Source organism: Streptomyces sp. NRRL F-5122 (assembly GCF_001507435.1).
In the GTDB taxonomy this organism is placed as follows: domain Bacteria; phylum Actinomycetota; class Actinomycetes; order Streptomycetales; family Streptomycetaceae; genus Streptomyces; species Streptomyces lannensis.
Genome location: NZ_LMWH01000229.1, coordinates 16,536 through 37,591 on the forward strand (window position 1 = coordinate 16,536; position 21,056 = coordinate 37,591).

At 70.8% G+C, this 21,056-nt stretch carries 19 protein-coding genes; 12 read left to right on the forward strand and 7 right to left on the reverse strand.

Annotation, left to right across the window (positions count from 1 at the left end):
• Positions 1-12: 12 nt before the first annotated feature.
• The 5 genes from ADL25_RS22955 to rhaI form a co-directional block, all read right to left on the reverse strand.
• Entirely contained in the window at positions 13-768 is a 756-nt protein-coding gene (locus ADL25_RS22955) for a (Fe-S)-binding protein (protein WP_059129684.1), read from the reverse strand.
• Between the two features lie 72 nt (positions 769-840).
• Entirely contained in the window at positions 841-2,289 is a 1,449-nt protein-coding gene (locus ADL25_RS22960) for a rhamnulokinase (protein WP_063805711.1), read from the reverse strand.
• Complete coding sequence (locus ADL25_RS22965) at positions 2,286-4,325, reverse strand: bifunctional rhamnulose-1-phosphate aldolase/short-chain dehydrogenase (RefSeq protein ID WP_059129686.1); 2,040 nt, start codon at positions 4,323-4,325, stop codon at positions 2,286-2,288. Before ADL25_RS22965 ends, ADL25_RS22960 begins: the two co-directional genes overlap by 4 nt.
• A 279-nt stretch (positions 4,326-4,604) precedes the next feature.
• Entirely contained in the window at positions 4,605-5,006 is a 402-nt protein-coding gene (locus tag ADL25_RS22970; RefSeq protein ID WP_059129687.1) for an MASE1 domain-containing protein, read from the reverse strand.
• A 109-nt stretch (positions 5,007-5,115) separates the two neighbouring features.
• Positions 5,116-6,276, reverse strand: a complete 1,161-nt coding sequence (gene rhaI / locus ADL25_RS22975) for an L-rhamnose isomerase (RefSeq protein ID WP_059129688.1) — start codon at positions 6,274-6,276, stop codon at positions 5,116-5,118.
• A 261-nt stretch (positions 6,277-6,537) separates the two neighbouring features.
• On the opposite strand from rhaI, the gene ADL25_RS22980 reads away from it, so the two are divergent.
• The 10 genes from ADL25_RS22980 to ADL25_RS23020 all read left to right on the forward strand — a co-directional run bounded on the left by ADL25_RS22980 (position 6,538) and on the right by ADL25_RS23020 (position 16,808).
• Positions 6,538-8,055, forward strand: coding sequence for a sugar ABC transporter ATP-binding protein (locus ADL25_RS22980; RefSeq protein ID WP_059129689.1), 1,518 nt, complete (start codon positions 6,538-6,540; stop codon positions 8,053-8,055).
• Positions 8,056-8,098: 43 nt separating this feature from the next.
• A complete protein-coding gene (locus tag ADL25_RS22985) occupies positions 8,099-9,139 on the forward strand; it encodes an ABC transporter permease (protein ID WP_059129690.1) in 1,041 nt (346 codons plus the stop codon).
• Positions 9,132-10,139, forward strand: coding sequence for an ABC transporter permease (locus ADL25_RS22990; protein ID WP_059129691.1), 1,008 nt, complete (start codon positions 9,132-9,134; stop codon positions 10,137-10,139). The genes ADL25_RS22985 and ADL25_RS22990 overlap by 8 nt, the downstream gene beginning before the upstream one ends.
• 12 nt (positions 10,140-10,151) lie before the next feature.
• On the forward strand, positions 10,152-11,237 hold the full coding sequence (gene rhaS / locus ADL25_RS22995) for a rhamnose ABC transporter substrate-binding protein (protein WP_059129692.1): 1,086 nt from the start codon (positions 10,152-10,154) through the stop codon (positions 11,235-11,237).
• 17 nt (positions 11,238-11,254) lie between these two features.
• Entirely contained in the window at positions 11,255-11,575 is a 321-nt protein-coding gene (locus ADL25_RS23000) for an L-rhamnose mutarotase (protein WP_059129693.1), read from the forward strand.
• 257 nt (positions 11,576-11,832) lie between these two features.
• Positions 11,833-12,858, forward strand: a complete 1,026-nt coding sequence (locus ADL25_RS23005) for a LacI family DNA-binding transcriptional regulator (protein WP_059129694.1) — start codon at positions 11,833-11,835, stop codon at positions 12,856-12,858.
• A gap of 178 nt (positions 12,859-13,036) precedes the next feature.
• On the forward strand, positions 13,037-14,338 hold the full coding sequence (locus tag ADL25_RS23010) for an alpha/beta fold hydrolase (protein WP_059129753.1): 1,302 nt from the start codon (positions 13,037-13,039) through the stop codon (positions 14,336-14,338).
• Positions 14,339-14,443: 105 nt separating this feature from the next.
• On the forward strand, positions 14,444-14,611 hold the full coding sequence (locus ADL25_RS50685) for a hypothetical protein (protein WP_234381002.1): 168 nt from the start codon (positions 14,444-14,446) through the stop codon (positions 14,609-14,611).
• Positions 14,612-14,744: 133 nt separating this feature from the next.
• Positions 14,745-15,632 (forward strand): RNA polymerase sigma factor SigJ, encoded by an 888-nt coding sequence (gene sigJ / locus ADL25_RS23015; protein WP_059129695.1) that lies wholly within the window; start codon positions 14,745-14,747, stop codon positions 15,630-15,632.
• Between the two features lie 345 nt (positions 15,633-15,977).
• Positions 15,978-16,808: a pentapeptide repeat-containing protein gene (locus tag ADL25_RS23020; RefSeq protein WP_059129754.1), complete on the forward strand. Its 831-nt coding sequence runs from the start codon at positions 15,978-15,980 to the stop codon at positions 16,806-16,808.
• Here the strand turns inward: ADL25_RS23020 and ADL25_RS23025 are convergent.
• Entirely contained in the window at positions 16,770-18,281 is a 1,512-nt protein-coding gene (locus tag ADL25_RS23025) for a cytochrome P450 (protein WP_059129696.1), read from the reverse strand. The genes ADL25_RS23020 and ADL25_RS23025 overlap by 39 nt on opposite strands.
• Before the next feature lie 115 nt (positions 18,282-18,396).
• Between ADL25_RS23025 and ADL25_RS23030 the strand changes: the two genes are divergently transcribed.
• The gene (locus ADL25_RS23030; protein WP_059129697.1) at positions 18,397-19,005 is read left to right on the forward strand and encodes a TetR/AcrR family transcriptional regulator; all 609 of its coding nucleotides are present in this window, start codon (positions 18,397-18,399) and stop codon (positions 19,003-19,005) included.
• Positions 19,006-19,089: 84 nt separating this feature from the next.
• Positions 19,090-19,812, forward strand: coding sequence for a DUF2470 domain-containing protein (locus ADL25_RS23035; RefSeq protein WP_059129698.1), 723 nt, complete (start codon positions 19,090-19,092; stop codon positions 19,810-19,812).
• On the opposite strand, the gene ADL25_RS23040 is transcribed toward ADL25_RS23035, so the two are convergent.
• A complete protein-coding gene (locus ADL25_RS23040; protein WP_079050530.1) occupies positions 19,780-20,997 on the reverse strand; it encodes a lactonase family protein in 1,218 nt (405 codons plus the stop codon). The genes ADL25_RS23035 and ADL25_RS23040 overlap by 33 nt on opposite strands.
• Between the last annotated feature and the right edge of the window lie 59 nt (positions 20,998-21,056).

Here is a 21,056-nt window from a genome sequence, read left to right on the forward strand (position 1 = left end):
GAACGACGGTCCTCATACCAGCGGGTCCCCCTTCGTGCTCGCCAGGATCTCCGCGATGTGCACAGGGCGCATCCCGACATGCAGCCGGGCCATCGTTCCAGCGATGTGCATCAGGCAGGAGTTGTCGGCCGCGCACAGCGTCTCGGCGCCCGTGGACTCGGCGTTGCGCACCTTGTCGACGCCCATGGCCGCCGAGACATCGGGGTTCTTCAAGGCGAAGGTGCCACCGAAACCGCAGCACTCCTCGGCGCCCGGCAGCTCGACCAGTTCCAGTCCCTCGACGGCCCGCAGCAGCCGTGCGGGACGATCGCCGAGGCCCAGGCTCCGCAGGCCGTGACAGGTCGGGTGGTAGGTGACCCGGCGGGGGTAGTAGGCGCCCACGTCCGTCACGCCCACCACGTCCACGAGGAACTCCGTGAGCTCGTAGGTCTTCGGGACCACGGGTGCCAGAGCGGTCGCGACGGCTTCTCCGCGCCCCTCCGCACGCGCTCGCTCACCCATCCGCGGGTACAGCTCCCGCACCATCGCCCCGCACGACCCCGAGGGCGTCACGATGGCGTCGTACTCCCGGAAGACATCGGAGAACTTCAGCGCGAGAGGCTCTGCCTCATGGCGATACCCCGTGTTGTAGTGCGCCTGCCCGCAGCAGGTCTGCGCCATCGGGAAGTCGACCTCAACGCCCAGCCTGGACAGGAGTTTCACCACGGCGCGCCCGGTGTTCGGATAGAGCGTGTCGTTGACGCAGGTCAGGAACAGGGCGACACGCATCGCGGCTCCTTGTGGTCGATCATCGGATGAGTTCAGCGTAATCGGCATGCGTGGTCTGGGCGAGACCCCGGTTCACGGCGTGGCGATCCGGGCCTGCGCATCACGCCAGGGACCCGTGTCACCCTGTGGCTCGTACCGCGTCAACCGCTGCGTGCGGGCAAGCAGTCGGCGCATCCCGGCACGGTCGCCGACGAGTCCATGGGTCCGTGCCTGGACCAGCACATTGCCGAGAGCCGCCGCCTCCGTCGGGCCGGCCACCACCGGCAGCCCGCACGCGTCGGCGGTCAGCTGGCACAACAGGGCGTTGCGGGCTCCCCCTCCGACGATGTGCACGACGTCGACCGGGTGGTCGGCGAGCCGCTGGGCATCGGCGACGGCCCGGTGGTGGGCGAGCGCGAGGGAGTCGAGGATGCAGCGGGTGATCTGGGCCGGAGAGTCCGGCACCGGCTGACCGGAGGCGCGGCACGCCTCGGCGACACGGGCCGACATCCGCCCGGGGGCGAGGAACGCCGCGTCCCCCGCATCCACGACGGACCGCAGGGCGGGCTCGCCTGCGGCAGCGGACAGCAGCGCGGGCAGGTCCGGCTCGCCCCACTCCCGCAGGCACTCCTGGAGCAGCCACAGTCCCATGATGTTGCGCAGATAGCGGACGGTGCCGTCCAGCCCCAGCTCATTGGTGAAGTTGGCGGCGCGGCCCGCCTCGGTCAGCACCGGAGCCGCGAGCTCAAGTCCGGCCAGGGACCAGGTGCCGGTGCAGATGTAGGCGAACCGCTCACCGGCGGCCGGTACGGCGGCCACCGCGGACGCCGTGTCGTGGGACCCGACCGTCGTCACCGGAACGGGCCCGGCCAGACCGGTCTCCTCCAGTACCTCGGGCCGCAGCACACCTGCCGGATCGCCGGGCCGCCGCAACGGGGCGAACAGGCTCAGATCGATGCCGAGACGGCTCGCCACGTCGTGGGACCAGTCCTGCGTGCGGGGATCGATGAGCTGAGTGGTGGACGCATTGGTCAGCTCGGTGCCCTGCTCGCCGGTGAGCCAGTGGATCAGCAGGTCGGGGATGAGCAACAGCCTTCTCGCCCGGTCCAGTTGCTGCGTGTCACGCGCCGCCGTCAGCTGGTAGAGCGTGTTGAACGGCGCGTACTGCAACCCCGTCGCGGCGTACAGCTCCCCGGGCGGGACCGTCGCCCACACCTTCTCCGCTGCCCCCTCGGTGCGGGTGTCGCGGTAGTGGACCGGATTGCCGAGCAGGGCGCCGTCGGCGTCCAGGAGGCCGTAGTCGACCGCCCAGCTGTCGATGCCGACCGAGTCGACCCGGCCGGCCGAGCGCAACCCGTCGAGAACACCCGCGTACAGCGCGAGGATGTCCCAGCGCAGTCCCTCGGGGACCCGCACGGGCCGGTTCGGGAACCGGTGCGCCTCGCTGAGTTCCAGGGTGCCCGGGCCCACGCGGCCGACCATGACACGCCCGCTGGAGGCGCCCAGGTCGACCGCGGCATACGACTTCACTGCCGCACTCATCGAAGGAACGCGGCCGCCACGCCGGCGTCCACCGGGACGTGCAGTCCCGTGGTGTGGGTGAGGTCCCCGCCGGTCAGCGCGAAGACCGCGGCCGCCACGTGCTCGGGCAGCACCTCCCGCTTGAGGATGGTGCGCTGGGCGTAGAACTCGCCGAGCTCCTCCTCCTCCACCCCGTACACGGCCGCCCGTTGGGCGCCCCAGCCGCCCGCGAAGATGCCCGAGCCGCGCACCACACCGTCGGGGTTGACACCGTTGACGCGGATGCCGTGCTCGCCCAACTCCGCTGCCAGGAGCCGCACCTGATGTGCCTGGTCGGCCTTGGTCGCCGAGTAGGCGATGTTGTTGGGGCCGGCGAAGACGGCGTTCTTGGAAGCGATGTAGACGATGTCCCCGCCCAGTTCCTGGGCGATCATCACCCGGGCCGCCTCGCGCGAGACGAGGAAGGAGCCCCGGGCCATGATGTCGTGCTGGAGGTCCCAGTCCTTCGCCGATGTCTCCAGGAGAGGTTTGGAGATGGAGATCCCGGCGTTGTTGACCACCAGGTCGACCCCGCCGTAGGCGAGCACCGCCGCCTTGAAGGCCTCGCCGATCTGCTCCTCGGACGTGACGTCCACGGTGACCGCGACGGCCCTGTCCGCGCCGCCGAGTTCCTCGGCGACGGCGGCGGCCCTGTCGGCGTCGATGTCCGCTACCACCACGCACGCGCCCTCCGCGGCCAACCGGTGCGCGATCGCCTTCCCGATGCCGCTGCCCGCGCCCGTCACCAGTGCCACGCGGGTGGCGAGCGGCCTGGGCTTCGGCATCCGCCGGAGCTTGGCCTCCTCGAGCGGCCAGTACTCGATGCGGAACTTCTCCGACTCCTCGATCGGCGCGTAGGTCGACACCGACTCCGCGCCGCGCATCACGTTGATCGCGTTGACGTAGAACTCGCCCGCCACCCGGGCGGTCTGCTTGTCCTTGCCGAACGAGAACATGCCGACGCCCGGCACGAGCACGATCGCCGGGTCGGCACCGCGCATTGCGGGCGAATCGGGCAGGGCGTGCCGCGCGTAGTAGGCCGCGTACTCCTCGCGGTAGGCGGCGTGCAGTTCCTTCAGCCGGACCGCCACCTGCTCGAGCGGGGCTGTCGGCGGCAGGTCGAGGACCAGCGGCCGGACCTTGGTCCGCAGGAAGTGGTCAGGGCAGGAGGTGCCGAGCGCGGCCAGACGCGGGTGCCCGGAACGGGCGAGGAAGTCGAGGACGACGTCCGCGTCGGTGAAGTGGCCGACCTGAGCCCGGTCCTGGGAGGCGACGGCACGGATGTGCGGGGCCAGGGCCGCCGCCCGCTCCCGCCGCTCCGCCTCCGGCAGTGCCTCGTACCCCTCGATCACCGGTCCGAACGGCTCGGACCTTCCGTGCTCGGCGAGGAAGGCCTCGGCGGTACGGATGATGTGCAGCGAGTTGCGCTCGCACTCCTCGGAGGTGTCCCCCCAGGCAGTGATGCCGTGCCCGCCGAGGACACACCCGACGGCCTGCGGGTTGGCCTTCTTCACCGCGGCGATGTCCAGGCCGAGTTGGAAGCCGGGGCGCCGCCACGGTACCCACACCACCGTGTCGCCGAAGCATTCGGCGGTCAGCTTCTCCCCGTCGGCGGCGCAGGCGAGCGCGATGCCGGAGTCGGGGTGCAGATGATCGACATGGGCCGCGTCGACCAGCCCGTGCATGGCCGTGTCGATGGAGGGGGCCGCGCAGCCCTTTCCGTGCAGGCAGTAGTCGAACGCGGCGACCATCTCGTCCTCGCGCTCGACGCCCGGATAGACCTCCGTCAGCGCCCGCAGCCGGTCGAGCCGCAAAACGGCCAGGCCCGCCCCGGTGAGGGTGCCGAGGTCGCCACCGGACCCCTTGACCCACATCAGCTCCACGTCACCACCGGTCACGGGATCACGGTCGGTGCCCTTCGCGGAGGCGTTGCCACCGGCGTAGTTGGTGTTGCGCGGATCGGCGCCGAGCCGATGGGAGCGGGCCAGGAGGGCGGCGGCTTCGGGGTGAGGTGCCATGGCTTCTCGGTCCTCCGATGGACGGCTTGAATCGTTTCAGGAACTTAATGGTCGTCCAGCTCCGACGTCAAGACATCGGTCGTCGGCGGACGGCCTCCGCTACTCCGAGGGTGGGGTCCCGGCAACTCCCCGCCGGTGACGTAACGGACATCGCCCTGCACTCTGCATGAAACGATTCATGCACAGAACCGGGAGTCCGGCGGCTGCGGCGTCAGGTCGCGGATCTGTGGGCGTACCGCGAGCGGTTCGCCGGACTCGAACCGTGTCGCCCCGGACCCGTCAGAGGTCGCGGCCCTCGCTGCTTCCGCCCTCGGGACGACCCGGGTGCCCCTCGTCCGGCGCGATCCTGTCGACCATGTCGGAAAGCTGGCTGCAGGCCTGCTGGATGTCGTGTTGGGTCTGATTGCGCTCGCTGACCGCCGCCCCGAGGAGCAGCGCGGTGAATGCGATGGAGCCGTTGAACGCCTGCAACGTGATCATGTTCGTGAGCAGGTTGTGCGCGGCGAACGGGCCCGTTCGCTCCGCGGCAGCGACGATCGCGAAGGTCGACAGCGCCAGTGCGCAGGGTGCGGCCCCGGCCCGCTGGAACCGGAAGGCCGCCCAGATCAGCACCGGGAAGCCCAGGGACAGGAGCGGAACGGGACCGGTCTGGATAAAGCCCACGCAGACGGTCGCCGTCACGAGCAGGGCCCCCCGAGGAGTCCCGGGCGTTGCCGTCGGGTGTGTCCGGTCGGCCCGACGAGCCGCGGCGCCCCGCCCGGTGTGGTGTGTCGGGTCGCGGCCGGGAGCCTCAGGCGCCCCAGCCGGCCTGCTGTCCGCCCACCCGCTCTACCGCGATCTTCTCGGCCCAGCCGGAGCGCCGGTACGCGGCGATCGGGTCGGGATCGAGACCGACCTCCTGGCGGACCTCGGCGAGGAGAGGGCGTACGTCGGTGTTGTACGCGTCCATCAGCACCGCGTTCGCCTCGAGGACGTCACCGGAGCGCTGTGCCGCGACCAGCGCGTCCCGGTCCACGAGCAGGGCCTTGGCCGTCGCCTCCTGCACGTTCATCACCGAACGGATGATGGCCGGGATCTTCGCCTCGATGTTGTGGCACTGGTCGAGCATGAAGGCAACGCCCGGACCGAGTCCGCCACCGCGGACGACCTCGTGCATGATGCGGAACAACTGGAAGGGATCGGCGGCACCGACCATGAGGTCGTCGTCGGCGTAGAAGCGGGAGTTGAAGTCGAACCCGCCGAGCTTCCGCTCGCGCAGCAGCGTGGCGACGATGAACTCGATGTTGGTGCCGGGAGCGTGGTGACCGGTGTCCACGACGACCTGGGCCTTCTCACCGAGCCTGAGGCAGTGGGCGTAGGCGGTGCCCCAGTCCGGGACGTCGGTCGAGTAGAAGGCGGGCTCGAAGAGCTTGTACTCCAGCAGCATGCGCTGTCCGTCGCCGAGCCGTCCGTAGACCTCGGCGAGACCTTCGGCCAGCCGGTCCTGGCGCTCCCGGATGTCGTCCTGGCCGGGGTAGTTGGTGCCGTCGGCGAACCAGAGCTTGAGATCCCGTGAGCCGGTGGCGTCCATGATGTCGATGCACTCGAGCAGGTGGTCGACGGCCTTGCGGCGCACGCCCGGATCCGGGTGGCAGATGCTGCCCAGCCGGTAGTCGTCGTCCTGGAAGGTGTTGGAGTTGATGGCGCCCAGTGTCACACCGCGCTCCTGCGCGTACTGCGCCAGAGCGGTGTAGTCGTCGACCTTGTCCCACGGGATGTGCAAGGCCACCGTCGGCGCCACACCGGTGAACTCGTGCACCTTCGCGGCGTCGTCCAGCTTCTCGCGCGGATTGCGGGGCACCCCCGCTTGCGCGAAGACCTTGAAGCGTGTGCCCGAGTTCGCGTACGCCCATGACGGCGTCTCGACTGCCTGTGTCTTCAGAGCGGCCTTCACCGCGGCGAGCTCGGTCACTTCAGGGCTCCTGGGGCGTCAGTTGAAAGCATGCTGCATGAAACGATTCAGAGAGCGAAACTATGAGTCCTCCCCGGAGGTGTCAAGCCTTCCGGCAGCTACTGCCTCCGAAGACTGTGCGGCGACCTCTGGCTATCGAAAGGTTTTCGATGCGGCCCCATTGACGTGACATGGTCGGCGCGCCTAACGTCCCGGCAACCGAGTTGAAACCTTTCACGACGCAGTGAGGGATGTCCCCGCCGACGTCGTCGAGGAGCTTCCATGACCCACCCGTCCGACGCGGGTCCGTCCCCGGTGCTGGCGCTCAAAGGCATCTCCAAATCCTTCGGCGCCGTGCGCGCCCTCAGGGACGTCTCCCTCGAACTGTTCCCCGGTGAGGTGCACGCCCTCGCCGGCGAGAACGGCGCGGGCAAGTCGACCCTCATCAAGACGCTCGCCGGAGTGCATCGGCCGGACGCCGGCCGGGTGCTGCTGGACGGCGAGCCGGTCGTCTTCCACGGCCCGGGCGACGCACGCGACGCCGGCATCGCCGTGATCTACCAGGAACCGACCCTCTTTCCTGACCTCTCGATCGCCGAGAACATCTTCATGGGCCGCCGGCCCAAGCGGGCGCTCGGCCGTATCGACCACAAGGCGACGAACGCGGCGACCGCAGCCCTGATGCGGCGCCTCGGTGTCGAACTCGACCCGGAGCGCCCGGCTCGCGGCCTGTCCATAGCCGACCAGCAGATCGTCGAGATCGCCAAGGCACTGTCCTTCGACGCCCGAGTGCTGATCATGGACGAGCCGACCGCGGCCCTGACCGGGAGCGAGGTGGCCCGGCTCTTCGGTGTCGTCCGCACGCTGCGCGAGCAGGGCGCGGCGGTGCTGTTCATCTCCCACCGGCTCGAGGAGATCTTCCAGATCTGCCGGCGCGTCACCACCTTGCGTGACGGCGCCTGGATCGCGAGCGAGCCACTGGACGGGATGACCGAGGACGACCTGGTCCGCCGGATGGTGGGACGGGACCTGGACGAGCTGTATCCCAAGCAGGACGTCGAGCCCGGGCGGATCGCCCTGAGCGTCCGCCGGCTGACCCGCGAGGGCGTGTTCACCGACGTGTCCTTCGACGTGCGGCAGGGGGAGATCGTCGGTCTCGCCGGACTGGTCGGGGCCGGCCGCACCGAGGTGGCCCGGGCCGTGTTCGGCGTCGACCGGTGGGACGCAGGCGAGGTCGAGGTCGACGGCCGGGCGCTGACGAACGGCGCGCCCTCCACGGCCATGGCCGCCGGGCTCGCGCTCGTCCCCGAGGACCGGCGGGCCCAGGGCCTGGTGATGGACATGTCCATCGAGCGGAACATCGGCCTGACCGGGCTGCGTACGACGGTCAGGGCCGGACTCGTGGACCGCGGCGCCGAACGCAGCCGGTCCCTGGACTGGGCCGTCAAGCTGCGGGTCAAGTACGCCCGGATCGCCGACGCCGTCTCCACCCTGTCGGGCGGCAACCAGCAGAAGGTCGTCCTGGCCAAGTGGCTGGCCACCGGCCCGAAGGTGCTGATCGTCGACGAGCCGACGCGCGGCATCGACGTCGGTACCAAGGCCGAGGTGCACCGGCTGCTCGGCGAACTGGCCGCCGACGGGGTCGCCGTCCTGATGATCTCCTCCGACCTGCCCGAGGTCCTCGGCATGGCCGACCGCGTGCTCGTCATGCACGAGGGACGGCTCACCGCCGAGATCCCGCGCTCCGAGGCCACCGAGGAAAGGGTGATGGCCGCTGCCACCGGGAGGGCCGCCGCATGACAGCCATCAAGAGGGCCCCGCTGCTCACCGGGAGGCCGTACGCATGACGGTGACCGCACCCAACCCCGCCCCGACCGCCGACGTGCCGAAGTCGAGCGGCACCCGGCTCGTCGACCGCGTGTTCAAGATGCGTGAACTCGCCATCCTCGTCGTCTTCCTGGTGATGATCGTCGTCACCCAGCTGGGCAACAGCGAGTTCCTCTCCGAGCAGGGCATCAAGGACCTGCTGCTGAACGCGACCATCCTCGTGCTGGTAGCCACCGGCCAGTCCCTGGTCGTGATCACCCGGAACGTCGATCTGTCGGTCGGCTCGACCCTCGGTATCAGCGCCTTCGCGGCCGGCACCTGGCTGCACGGCGGCGGAAACCCGGTGATCGGGCTGGTCCTCGCCGTACTTCTCGGCATCGGTTTCGGCCTGCTGAACGGACTGCTCGTCAGCCTCGGTCAGGTGCCGGCCCTCGTCGTCACCCTCGGCACGCTCTACATCGTCCGGGGCATCGACTCCATCTGGGTCGGCTCGCGCCAGATCACCGCGGCCGATCTCCCGAGCGGGTTCGTCGACTTCGGCTCCGGAGGCATCTCGGCGATCCCCTGGCTCGCCCTCATCGCGCTCGTGATCCTCGTCGGCACCGCCTACTACCTCAAGCACTTCAGCAGCGGACGCGAGCTGTACGCGCTCGGCTCCAACCCCGAGGCCGCACGGCTCGCCGGCATTCCCGTACGCAAGCGGATCCTGGCCGCCTACACCTTCTGCGGCGCCCTCGCGGGACTCGCGGGCGCGCTCTACCTGGCCCGGTTCGGCAACGTCGACTCCGGCACCGGCAGCGGCTACGAACTCACCGTCGTCAGCGCGGTCGTGGTCGGCGGCGTCGTCTTCACCGGCGGCTCCGGCAGCGTCTACGGCGCGGCGCTCGGCGCACTGCTGCTGACGTCCGTCAACAGCGTGCTGCCCGCCCTCGGCGTCAGCTCCGTCTGGGTGCTCGCCATCAACGGCATCCTGCTCTTGCTCGCCATCGCGGTCGACCGTGTCGTCGCGCTGCGCGTGGGCCTGGCCCTGAAGAAGAGGAACGCCCGCCATGCCTGACTCCTTGACGCGCGCGATCCGCTGGGACACGGTCGTCGGCGCGCTCCTCCTGGTCCTGCTGCTGCTGTCGTTCTCCTTCGTGGACGGCTTCGGCAACGCCCTCAACCTCTCGTTCCTGATCGGCAACACGCTGCCGATCGCGCTGATCGCGCTGCCGATGACGCTCCTCGTGGTCGCGGGGGAGATCGATCTGTCGGTCGCCTCCACCGCGGGCCTGTCGGGCGCCGTGATGGGCAAGTTGTGGAACGAGGGCATGGCGATCGAGACGATCATCCCGCTGTGCCTGGTGCTCGGTGTGGTGTGCGGACTGGTCAACGGCCTGCTGGTGACCCGGCTCGGCCTGCCGTCCCTTGCCGTCACCATCGGAACCCTCGCCGGCTATCGGGGCATCGCGCAGATCGTGCTCGGCTCGGACGCCGTGACCGACTTCCCCACGCAGTACCTGGACTTCGCAGCCGGGCGCATCGGGGACAGCTTCCTCCCGCAGGCGTTCCTGCCCTTCCTGGTCCTGCTCGCCGTCGCGGTGGTCGTCCTGCACGCCACGCCGTTCGGCCGGTCCCTGTTCGCGGTCGGCGCCAGTCAGGAGGCCGCCCGGTTCGCGGGCATCCGGGTCAGGCGGGCGAAACTGATCCTGTTCACCGCCACGGGGTTCATGGCCTCGCTCACCGGTGTCTTCTGGGCGCTGCACTACGCCAGTGCCCGTTACGACAACGCCACGGGACTCGAACTCTCCGTCGTCGCGGCGGTGTTGCTCGGCGGCATCGACTTCGACGGCGGCAAGGGGACGCTCGGCGGCGCGATCGCCGGGGTCTTCCTGCTGGGCGCGCTGCAGAACGTGATGAGCCTCATGAACGTCTCCGCCCAGTCGCAGATCGTCGTCACCGGCGTACTGCTCGTCGTCTCCGTGCTCGGCCCCCGGGCCGCACGCCGGCTAGCCGTCGCGAGGGCGGGCCGCCAAGCCGCCTCGACACCGACCTCGTCACTCCGCTCACCCTCGTAAAGGACCTCGCTCATGCGCCAGTCATCGATCCGTCGTGCCTGTGTGACCGTCGCTGCCGTCGCCTCCCTCGCGCTCGCCGCCACGGCCTGCGGCGGCACCACGAAGAACGACGTCAAGGACTCGGGCGGCGGCTCCGCCGCCTCGGCCGGCAAGGCCGACCCCAACGCCGCCCTCAAGAAGGGGCTGACCGTCGCCTTCCTGCCCAAGCAGGTCAACAACCCCTACTTCACCTCGGCCGACAGCGGCGGCAAGAAGGCGCTGGAGGAACTGGGCCAGAAGTACAAGGAGGTGGGCCCAAGCAGCGCCACCGACACCAGCGGCCAGGTCAGCTACGTCAACACGCTGACCCAGCAGCAGGTGAACGCGATGGCCGTCTCCGCCCAGGATCCGGGCGCGCTCTGCACCGCGCTCAAGCAGGCCATGAGCAACGGCATCAAGGTCGTCACCTATGACTCCGACACCAAGCCGGAGTGCCGCAACGCCTTCGTCTCGCAGGCCGCCGCCGAGGACCTCGGCCGCACCGAGGTGCAGCTGCTGGCCCAGCAGATCGGCTACAAGGGCGAGATCGCGATCCTGTCCGCCGCGCAGACCGCGACGAACCAGAACACCTGGATCGACTTCATGAAGGACGAGCTCAAGGACCCCAAGTACAAGAACGTCAAGCTCGTCAAGATCGCCTACGGCAACGACGACGCCCAGCAGTCCTTCCAGCAGACCCAGGGTCTGCTCCAGCAGTACCCGAACCTCAAGGGGATCATCTCCCCGACCACCGTCGGTATCAAGGCGGCGGCCCAGTATCTGTCCGGGTCGAAGTACAAGGGCAAGGTCAAGCTGACCGGCCTCGGCACCCCGAACGACATGCGCCAGTACGTCAAGAACGGCACGGTGGAGGGTTTCGAGCTGTGGGACCCGGCCAAGCTCGGCGAGCTGGCCGCCCGCACCGCCGTCGCGATGGCGTCCGGACAGATCACGGGCAAGGAGGGAGAGACCTTCACCGCCGGTGGGATGGGCAGCTACACCATCGGCAAGGACGGTGTGATCACCCTCGGCAAGCCCACCGTGTTCGACGCCAAGAACATCGACCAGTTCAACTTCTGATCCGGGAGCGGTACTTCATGCAGCGCGTCTGTTTCCTCCTCAAGGTCCGTGGGGACCGGATCGCCGAGTACCGCGAACGACACGCCGCCGTGTGGCCGGAGATGCTGGCAGCGCTCTCGGCCACCGGCTGGCGCAACTACTCGCTCTTCCTGCGCGACGACGGTCTGCTTGTGGGATATCTCGAGACGGAGGACTTCGCGGCGGCCGTCGCCGGTATGGAGGCCACCGAGGTCAACGCCCGCTGGCAGGCGGACATGGCCCCGTACTTCGAGTCGCTCGACGGCGCCCGCCCCGACGAGGCGATGAAACCCCTCAGCGAGGTGTTCCACCTCGCCTGACGCATCGATCGACGGAGCACCGAGCCGAGACGACGCCCCTGACGTCCGGCGTCCTCCCGATGCCGGGTGGACACCGGACCTCGGTTCCGACGGGGCCGACGAGGGCGGGCGGCAGGCGGACCCCCGGGAGAGGTCCGGTGGCCCGCTCCCGGTCATGGCCGCCGCGTGCCCCGTGTGACCGGCTCTTTCCTGCGGGGCGGTGACGGTAATGTGAAGGCCCGCCTGCCGCCCCTCGTCTTCATGGAGGTCCCCGCCTGATGGCCCAGTCGGTGGGTATCAAGGACGTCGCCCGCGCCGCCGGAGTCTCGGTGGGTACGGTCTCGAACGTCATCAACCGGCCCGAGACGGTCGCGTCCGAGACCCGTGCCCGCGTGCAGTCCGCGATCGACCGGCTCGGCTATGTGCGCAGCGAGTCGGCCCGGCAGTTGCGGGCGGGACGCAGCCGCATCATGGGGCTGCTCGTGCTCGACATGGGCAACCCCTTCTTCGTGGACGTGGCCCGCGGCGCCGAACGGGCAGCACGCGAGGCGGGGCTCGGCGTGATGGTCTGCAACAGCGCCCAGAGTCCCGCGGAGGAGGCCGACTACCTGTCGCTCTTCGCCGAGCAGCGGGTGCGGGGAGTGCTGCTCACCCCCGCCGACGCGTCCGGGCGCAACATCGAGACGTTCCGGCGTCACGGCATCCCGTTCGTCCTGGTCGACCGGGTGGCCGAGGGCGCCACCGAGTGCTCGGTCTCGGTCGACGACGTGGCGGGCGGGGCGCTGGCCGTCCGGCATCTCGTCGACGCGGGGCACCGCTCCATCGCGTACGTCAGCGGTCCGCCCGGACTCAACCAGGTCAGGGACCGTCGCACGGGGGCCCTGAACGCACTGGCGGAGGCGGGACTCGGGCCCGAAGCACTGCGGGAGCTGCCGACCGAACGGCTCGACGTCGCCGCGGGTCGGGACGCGGGTGCCCGCCTCCTCGGGCTGGCCGACCGCCCGACCGCCGTGTTCTGTGCCAACGACCTGCTCGCCCTCGGTGTTCTCCAGGCCCTCTACGCCGCCGGTGTGAGCGTGCCCGAGGAGCTGGCCATCGTCGGCTACGACGACATCGAGTTCGCCGCCGCGGCGGCGGTGCCGCTCACCTCCGTGCGGCAGCCCGCGGTCACCATGGGCGCGCTCGCCGCGGAACTCCTGCTGGAGGAGACCGAGGCGGAGGCCGGCGTCCGGGCGCACGAGCACCGGCGGGTCGTGCTCCAGCCGGAGCTGGTGGTGCGCCGCTCCAGCCTCGGGGCGCGCTGAACCCGGTTCCGCCCCGTCCCCTGCGGCTGCCCCCGGGTCGTTCCGGTCCCCGTGCGGCGTCACGATTCCGGCTGAGCGGCCGGTCAGTAGTGATTTTTCTTGATCCCGGCCGTCGACCCCGCAGGACCATGTGCTGAACTGGGACGCGGCCTTGAAATCGTTCGTCCCGGGAGCACCCTTGAGCCTCAGCTATCGCCAGCCCGGCGTCGTCCTCACCGACCGTCGCTTCACCGTGCCCCTCGACCACGACAACCCGGGCGGAGAGACGATCGAGCTCTACGCCCGGGAGGTCGTCGCCGGTGCCAAGGCGGACGCCGACCTGCCCTGGCTGCTCTACCTCCAGGGCGGCCCCGGCTTCGGGGCGAATCGTTTCGTCGGTCAGCAGGCCTGGCTCGGACGGGCCCTCGAGGAGTACCGCGTCCTCCTCCTCGACCAGCGCGGTACCGGCGCCTCCACGCCGGCCAACCGGCAGACGCTCCCGCTGCGCGGCGGTCCCCGCGAGCAGGCCGACTACCTCACGCACTTCCGCGCGGACGCCATCGTCCGCGACTGCGAGGCCATCCGCCCGCAGATCACCGGCGGTGCCCCGTGGACGGTCCTCGGGCAGAGCTTCGGCGGCTTCTGCACCGTGAACTACCTCGCCGCGGCCCCCGAGGGCCTGCGAGCCGCCCTGATCACCGGCGGCCTGCCCTCGCTCGACGCACACGCGGACGACGTCTACCGTGCCGCCTACCCGCGCATCGAGCGCAAGGTCGCCGCCCACTACGCCCGCTATCCGCAGGATGTCGAACGGGTCCGCCGTATCGTCGAGTACCTGCTCCGGCACGAGCCCGTCCTGAACAGCGGCTACCGCCTCACTGCGGAGGCGTTCCAGTCCCTCGGCATCCTCCTCGGCGGCAGCGAGGGCAGCCACCGCCTCCACTTCCTGCTGGAGAACGCCTTTGTACGCACCGCGCAGGGCTTCACGCTCTCCGACGCGTTCCAGGAGGAGGTGCACGGGCTGCTCTCCTATGCCGCCCACCCCCTCTACGCGCTGATCCACGAGGCGATCTACGGTCAGGACGCCCGGCCCACCGCTTGGGCGGCGGAGCGGGTGCGGGGGGAGTTCCCGCAGTTCGACGCGGCGAAGGCACTGTCGGGCGACGGACCGGTGCTGTTCACCGGAGAGTCCGTGCACCCCTGGACGTTCGACAACGATCCGGCGCTGCGCCCGCTGCGCGAGACCGCGGACCTGCTCGCGGCGCGCACCGACTGGGCACCGCTGTACGACGCGTCCCGCCTCGCCGCCAACGAGGTGCCCGTCGCCGCGGCGGTCTACCACGACGACATGTACGTCGACACCGCCCACGCCCTTCGGACGGCCCGTTCGATCCGCGGTCTGCGCACCTGGGTCACCGACGAGTTCGAGCACGACGGCGTCCGGGCAGGCGGACCCCGCGTCCTGGACCGGCTGGTTGCACTGAGCCGGGACGAGGTCTGACGCGGCCAGGGCACATCGCTCGGTGAACGGCCGCACCCCGCGTCCTGGCGGCCGTTTTCCACACACCCCCTCCGGCCTTCGGCGGGGCGGCGTCAGGATGCGGACATGATCGAGCCCGAGGACGCCCGGCTCGAGCCCCTGGCCGACGACCGGCGGCTGGCCCTCGCCGTCGTCGCCGGCCCCGACGACCTCCGGTACGGCTGCGCGGCCGTCGCCGCCGCGACGTTGCGGCGCGGCACGGTCCCCGTATTCGATGACGCCACCCGGACGTGAGCGCTGCGATGGCGAACCGGCCTCGGTGGCTCGAGCTTTTCGGCAGCCGCCAGGGGGCGGCCTCGACTGAGTGCCGGTGCCGTGTTCTGATCGTGACGGCGCCCACGAGGACGGCTTTTCGAAACGGGGATCGATGGACGACGAAGAACTGCTGGCGGACCGCTTCCAGGCTCACCGCGGGCATCTCAGGGCGGTGGCCTACCGGATGCTGGGATCACTCAGCGAGGCCGACGACGCCCTTCAGGAGACCTGGCTGCGGCTGAGCCGCTCCGACGTGAGCGAGGTGAAGAACCTCGCCGGTTGGCTCACCACCGTCGTCGGCCGGATCTGCCTCGACATGCTGCGCTCCCGCACCGCGCGGCGTGAGGATCCCATGGTGGAGAGCTTCGTCCCGGACCCCGTGATCGCCCCTGTGGAGCGTGTCGATCCCGAACAGGAGGTCCTGCTCGCCGACTCGGTCGGCCTCGCCCTCCTCGTCGTACTGGAGACACTCGAGCCCGCCGAGCGGCTGGCGTTCGTCCTGCACGACATGTTCGCCGTTCCCTTCGACGACATCGCCCCGATCGCGGGGCGCACGTCCGCCGCGACCCGGCAACTGGCCAGCCGCGCCCGCCGCCGGGTCCAGAGCGCCGAGCCCGCAGCCGATCCGGACCTCGGGCGCCAGCGCGAGGCGGTCGAGGCGTTCCTCGCGGCTTCGCGCGCCGGTGACTTCGACGCCCTGGTCGCCGTGCTCGACCCGGACGTCGTACTCCGCGCCGACTCCGGTCCGCTGGTCACCGGTCTGGCCGCTTCCAAGGTGGCGCGCGGCGCGGCGACCGTGGCGAGGGGGGCGCTCATGTTCCGCCAGTACGCTCAGCACGCCCGGCTCGCGCTGGTCAACGGTTCGATCGGGCTCGTCATGGCGATCGAGGGCCGGCCCATGTCGGTCATGGGCGTCACCGTCGTCGACGGCAGGATCACCGGCATCTATATCCTGGCGGACCCGGAACGGCTGGAGCGGCTGGACTTCGCGGCTGTCTGATCGGGCGGGTCGGACACCGCCGCCCAGTGATGTGTGCGGCGGCCAGCCCGCGCCGTCGCCCACCGGGGCGCAGCGCGACGGCGCACCCGCCGGGCGAGCGGTGTCCCGTCCCGGTAGTACGGCGGTGGGCCAGTACGCGGGTGACGGCGCCGGCCACCCCTCGACGTCCCGGGCGTGTCGGACAGCGATCCGAGGAGGCCGCGGACGACTTTGGTCTGCGTGTACGCCGACTCCAGGGTCACTCGCGCCAATGGCCGAGGCCGCGGTCCCGGGCCTCGTGAGCGACCCGCCGGAGCGACGAAAACGGTTTCCGCAGCGATGTACCAGGTCGTTAGGGTGGACGGCATGCACGCCACCTCCGTCGGCCCGTCCGGACTCCGTGCCGACTGCGGCAACTGCTTCGCGCTGTGCTGTGTGGCGCTGCCCTTCGCGCGCTCGGCCGACTTCCCCGTCGACAAGGACGCCGGTACGCCCTGCCGGAACCTCCAGGACGACTTCCGCTGCGGTGTCCACTCCGAGTTGCGGCCGCGCGGCTTCTCCGGCTGTACCGTCTACGACTGCTTCGGCGCCGGACAGAAGGTCTCGCAGGTCGTCTTCCGCGGCCAGGACTGGCGGTCGGGAGGGCGGGAGCACGCCCGGCGGATGTTCGACGTCTTCGCCGTGGTGCGCCAACTGCACGAAATGCTCTGGTACTTGACCGAGGCGCGGAGCATGCCCGCCGCGCGTCCGGTGCACGGCGACCTGCGCCGGATGCTGGAGAGGACGGAACAGATCACCGCGCTGTCCCCCGAAGAACTGGAGGAGTTGGACGTGGGCGCGCATCGGCAGGAGGTCAACGCGCTGCTGTTGCGCGTCAGTGAGCTGGCCCGTTCGGGGGGCGGGCGGCGTGCCAAGGACCGGCGGGGCGCCGATCTCGCCGGTGCCCGTCTGAAGGGCGCCGACCTCAGGCGCGCGAATCTGCGGGGCGCCTGTCTGATAGCGGCCGACCTCACGGGTGCCGACCTGCGCGGGGCGGATCTGATAGGAGCCGACCTGCGCGACGCGGACCTCACCGACGCCGACCTGACCGGTGCCTTCTTCCTGACGCAGCCTCAGGTCAACGCCGCCCGGGGCGGCGTGGGCACCAGGATCCCGCCGTCAGTCTCGCGCCCCGGTCACTGGACAGCGCACCTGTGACGAGGAGGCGGCGACGGGGGCCGGGGTCCGCGCCACGGGGGCCCTGCGGTCGAGGTGCAGCCGCAGTCCCTCGGGCATGAGCGTCAGTCGCTCGGCCACGCGCAGCCGGTAGCCGGGGTCGGGCCGCAGTTCGTAGCGGCGCAGCAGCAGGCCGAGCACCAGGGTCGCCTCGTGCAGTGCGAACTGCCGCCCGATGCAGGCCCGGGCCCCGGTGCCGAAGGGCTTGAAGGTGTGCGCGGGCCGGGCCCGTACGGCCTTCGCGTCGAACCGGTCGGGATCGAACCGCTCCGCGTCGGCACCCCACACCTGCGGATCCCGGTGCAGCATCGTCGTCAGGACCAGTGCCCAGGCGCCCCGTCGCATCGGATGCGTGTCGTACAGGACCGTGTCCTCACGTGCCTCGCGTGCGAAGGCGGGAGCCGTCGGCCACAGCCGCAGCGACTCGTCGAGGACCCGGCGGACGTACCGCAGCCTGGCGACCCGGTCGTAACCGGGGCGGTCCACGTCGCCCCAGACCCGGTCCACCTCTTCCCGGGCCCGTGCGGCGACGTCCGGGTGCCGGGAGAGGTAGTGCAGGGCGAAGGAGAGCGCCCCCGAGGTCGTCTCGTGGCCGGCGACCAGGAACGTGATGACCTGGCGCCGGACGTTCTCCGCGGTGAGCCGTTCCCCGGTCACCGGGTGGGCGGTCTCCAGCATCCGGTCGAGCAGGTCGCCCTCGCCGCGGGTGGTCCGCCGGGCCCGTACCACCTCGTCCACCGTGTGGTTGAGGTAGGCCATGTCCGCCTCGTTGCGCCGGGCGGCGCCGCGCAGCAGCAGGGGGGTCAGCGGTCCGGGGACGACATTGCGGCGCTGGGCGAACGTGAGCGTGCCGACCATGGCGTTAACGAACGGGTGCGGCCTGGCGCGTTCGAAGGAGCCGAAGTCGTGACCGAAGCCGGTCCGCGCGATGGTCTCCAGCGTCAGTTTGGTCATGTCGCCGGGCACGTCCACGGCTCGGCCCGCGGACTGCTCCGCGTCCCAGCGGCCCGTCAGACGCTCGGCCACGTCCAGCATCATCGGGTGGTAGCCCGCCATGGCCTCACGGCTGAATCCGGGAGCCAGGACGTCGTGCGCCAGCTGCCAGTTGGGCTCGTGGTTGTACGCGGTGAACAACCCGTCCCCGGCGACGGGCCGCAGATTGGCGACACCGAGGCCGACATGCTTGGCGAACCTGGACTCGTCGGCGAGGTCGGCCGCCAGGCTCCCGCCCCAGACGAACACGATCTCCCGGCTGAAGAACTTCCGCCGGAAGACGGGCCCGAGCAGACGGCCGTAGCGCATCGAGTCCTGTACCGGCCTACGGACGTCGGCGCCGAACACATCGCCGACGAGCGGGATCCGGCGCGGCGGGTGAGGGATGCGCTCCAGCTCCGGCCAGCCGAGTTCCGCCCCGCGAAACCCCTTGGGCAGCGCGGTCACCGTCGTCTGCGCCATGGTGCCACTCCCTCGATGCGGAGGACGTGGCACCCGTCCCGCGCGTGTTGTACGTGGGTTCAATAGCGGTTCAGTGTGGTCCGTTTGCTGAACCGGCGTCAAGTACAGTGCGGGCATGGCCGCGAACCAGGGGGAGCGCACGCGTCGCCGGCTCAGCACCGGGGAGCGCAGGGAGCAGCTCCTCGCGGTCGGAGCACGGCTGTTCTCGGAGAACCCGTACGACGACGTGTGGATCGAGCAGGTCGCCGAGATCGCAGGTGTCTCGCGCGGACTGCTTTACCACTACTTCCCGACCAAACGGGACTTCTTCGCGGCGGTCGTGGAGCGGGAGAGCGCCCGCATGCTGCGGATGACCGCGGCCGCGCCCGGGGTCCCGCTGCGCGAGCAGCTCACTACCGGTCTCGACACGTTTCTTTCGTACGTCGCGGAGCACGCGCACGGCTTTCGGGCGTTCCATCGTGCGGACGCGGCGGGGGACCAGGCCGTGCGGAAGGTCTATCGGCAGTCGCTGGCGGCGCAGGAGCGGCAGATCCTGGCCGCTCTCGCGGCCGATCCCGAGTTCGGCCCGGTGCCACAGGAGCGGCCGGATCTCGAAGTCGCCGTTCGCGGCTGGCTGGCGTTCACGACGGCTGTGTGCCTCGAGTGGCTGCGCGGCGCGGAACTGTCCCGCGAGCAGGTGCGCGATCTGTGCGCCCGCGCGCTGCTGGGCGTCCTCGAGCGCTGACGAGCACCCTTCGGATGTCCAGGCCGGTTGGCGTGCGCCCCGATCTCCGATAACTTAGGCAAGGCTTACCTAAGGAGGTTGGGGATGGGTGACCGTCACGACTGGACGGCCGCGCCCGCTGCGGCGCAACATGCCCGCTCGGTTCTGGCCGCAGCGGGCTCCTGCGCGGTGACCATGGAGACCGGCAGGGAGGAGGCGGTCGGCGCGCACACCGTCACCGCCGACGGCCGGGTCCTGCTTCACCTGCCCGAGGACAGCGCGCTGCTGACCGCCGCGATCTGCGCGCCGCGCGGAGAGCCGTCCACACTACTGGAGTTCGCCGATGTGGCACCCGTGCCGGTGCGGTCACGGATCCGTGCCCGGCTCTGGCTGGCGGGCTCGTGCGTGCCGGCCGAAGGTCATCTGGAGTTCCGGCCGACGCGCATCGCGCTGCGCAGGGTGAACGGTGTGGTCGTCGTGGATCCGGACGAGTACGCGGCCGCCGAGCCCGACCCGCTCGCCACCGCCGAGGCGGGGCTGCTCACTCATCTGGCCGATGCCCACCTGGACGCCGTCGAGCGCCTCACCCGCCTGGTCGAGCCGGACAGCCTGCACGGTGCCGTGCGTGTCCGTCCGCTGGCCGTCGACCGCCATGGGCTGACCCTGCGCATCGAGCGCGCCCGTGACCACGGAGACGTACGGCTGACCTTCCACCGGCCCGCGGACGATCTCGCGCAGCTGACCGAACGGATGCACGCCCTGCTCACCCAGGCGTCCCGGGCCTGTCCCCGTGCACTACAGAGGCAGCGCACACACGGCGACCGGTGACGCGAACGGCTCTCCCGCGAGTCGCAGTTCCCCGCTTGCGCGGTCCACATGGAACACGGTGACCGTGCCCGACCGCTGGTTCGCGGCGAACAGCAGTCCGCCGTCAGGGGACAGCGCGATGTGACGCGGGAAGTCCCCGCCCACCGGAACCGAGTCCAGCAGCCGCAACCGGGCGCCGCCCGCCTCGATCGCGTACCGCGTCAAGGTGTTGTGGCCGCGGTTGGCGAGGTAGGCGTACGCCCCGTCCGCGCTCACCACGAACTGCGCCGGATAGTTGGTGCCCTTGCCGGTACCCGTGGACTGCGGGTCGCCCGGGACGAGGCGCCCGCTCGCCGGGTCGTAGGCGCACACGACGGCCGTGTCGTCGACCTCGTTGGCCAGATAGGCGAAGCGGCCGTTCGGGTGGAAGGTCAGATGCCGGGGGCCGGCACCCGGCCGGGTGTGCGCCTGGGAGACCTCGGTGAGCGTTCCCCCGGACGGGTCGAGACGGTGGGTGTAGACGGTGTCGGTTCCCAGGTCGACGGCGAGCACATGGCCGCCGTCGGGGCTGGTGACGACCTGATGGGCGTGCGGTCCTTGCTGGCCGGGCCCGGGCGGTGGGCTGGAGTGCGTGACGACGTCGGTGAGTTCGCCGAGTGCGCCCGAGGTCTCGACACGATGCACGGCCACGCTGCCCGAGCCGTAGTTGGCGCTCAGCAGCCAGCGCCCGCTCGGGTGCACCGACAGATGGCAGGGGCCCGCTCCGCCGGTGCCGCGGGAGCCCAGGATCCGGTGATCGGGCAGGCCCACGGCCGTCACGACGCCGGCCTCCTGCTCGTCGACGGCATAGAGCGTGTGCCCGTCCGGGTGCACCGCCAGATACGACGGATCGGCGACCCCGCTCAGTGTGCCCGTGCCGGTGATCCCGCCGGTCCCCGGGTCGTACGTGGCGAGGCCGATGCCCTTGCCGCCGCCCTCGACGGAGGTGTACGTGCCGACGTAGAGCGGCCGGGGACCGGAGGGGTGGCGCGGCGGTGAGTGCTGCTCGGCCGGGGCCGCGCCTGGTTCGGGCGGCGACGACTGCCGGGGCGCGACCGGCGCCGGGATCGTCGTGACCGCGGTGGTGGCCGCCGCGGCACCGAGGAAGCGGCGCCTGCTCCAGCCTCCGCCGAGCGAGCTCCGCGCCGGTTCCGCGCGCCTGTCCATGCCGCCCCTCGGGAGTCGATGGCCTCAGCCGACACAGCCACCATGGCGCGTAACGACCG

Bases quoted from the DNA above. Each gene is read 5' to 3' on its own strand.
- rhaS (WP_059129692.1), top strand. From the start codon at position 10,152: ATGCGCCAGTCATCGATCCGTCGTGCCTGTGTGACCGTCGCTGCCGTC.
- ADL25_RS22990 (WP_059129691.1), top strand. From the start codon at position 9,132: ATGCCTGACTCCTTGACGCGCGCGATCCGCTGGGACACGGTCGTCGGC.
- ADL25_RS23000 (WP_059129693.1), top strand. From the start codon at position 11,255: ATGCAGCGCGTCTGTTTCCTCCTCAAGGTCCGTGGGGACCGGATCGCC.
- ADL25_RS22960 (WP_063805711.1), bottom strand. From the start codon at position 2,289: ATGAGTGCGGCAGTGAAGTCGTATGCCGCGGTCGACCTGGGCGCCTCC.
- ADL25_RS22955 (WP_059129684.1), bottom strand. From the start codon at position 768: ATGCGTGTCGCCCTGTTCCTGACCTGCGTCAACGACACGCTCTATCCG.
- ADL25_RS23005 (WP_059129694.1), top strand. From the start codon at position 11,833: ATGGCCCAGTCGGTGGGTATCAAGGACGTCGCCCGCGCCGCCGGAGTC.
- ADL25_RS23040 (WP_079050530.1), bottom strand. From the start codon at position 20,997: ATGGACAGGCGCGCGGAACCGGCGCGGAGCTCGCTCGGCGGAGGCTGG.
- ADL25_RS23020 (WP_059129754.1), top strand. From the start codon at position 15,978: ATGCACGCCACCTCCGTCGGCCCGTCCGGACTCCGTGCCGACTGCGGC.
- ADL25_RS23025 (WP_059129696.1), bottom strand. From the start codon at position 18,281: ATGGCGCAGACGACGGTGACCGCGCTGCCCAAGGGGTTTCGCGGGGCG.
- ADL25_RS22985 (WP_059129690.1), top strand. From the start codon at position 8,099: ATGACGGTGACCGCACCCAACCCCGCCCCGACCGCCGACGTGCCGAAG.
- sigJ (WP_059129695.1), top strand. From the start codon at position 14,745: ATGGACGACGAAGAACTGCTGGCGGACCGCTTCCAGGCTCACCGCGGG.
- ADL25_RS23030 (WP_059129697.1), top strand. From the start codon at position 18,397: ATGGCCGCGAACCAGGGGGAGCGCACGCGTCGCCGGCTCAGCACCGGG.
- ADL25_RS50685 (WP_234381002.1), top strand. From the start codon at position 14,444: ATGATCGAGCCCGAGGACGCCCGGCTCGAGCCCCTGGCCGACGACCGG.
- ADL25_RS23035 (WP_059129698.1), top strand. From the start codon at position 19,090: ATGGGTGACCGTCACGACTGGACGGCCGCGCCCGCTGCGGCGCAACAT.
- ADL25_RS22980 (WP_059129689.1), top strand. From the start codon at position 6,538: ATGACCCACCCGTCCGACGCGGGTCCGTCCCCGGTGCTGGCGCTCAAA.
- ADL25_RS22965 (WP_059129686.1), bottom strand. From the start codon at position 4,325: ATGGCACCTCACCCCGAAGCCGCCGCCCTCCTGGCCCGCTCCCATCGG.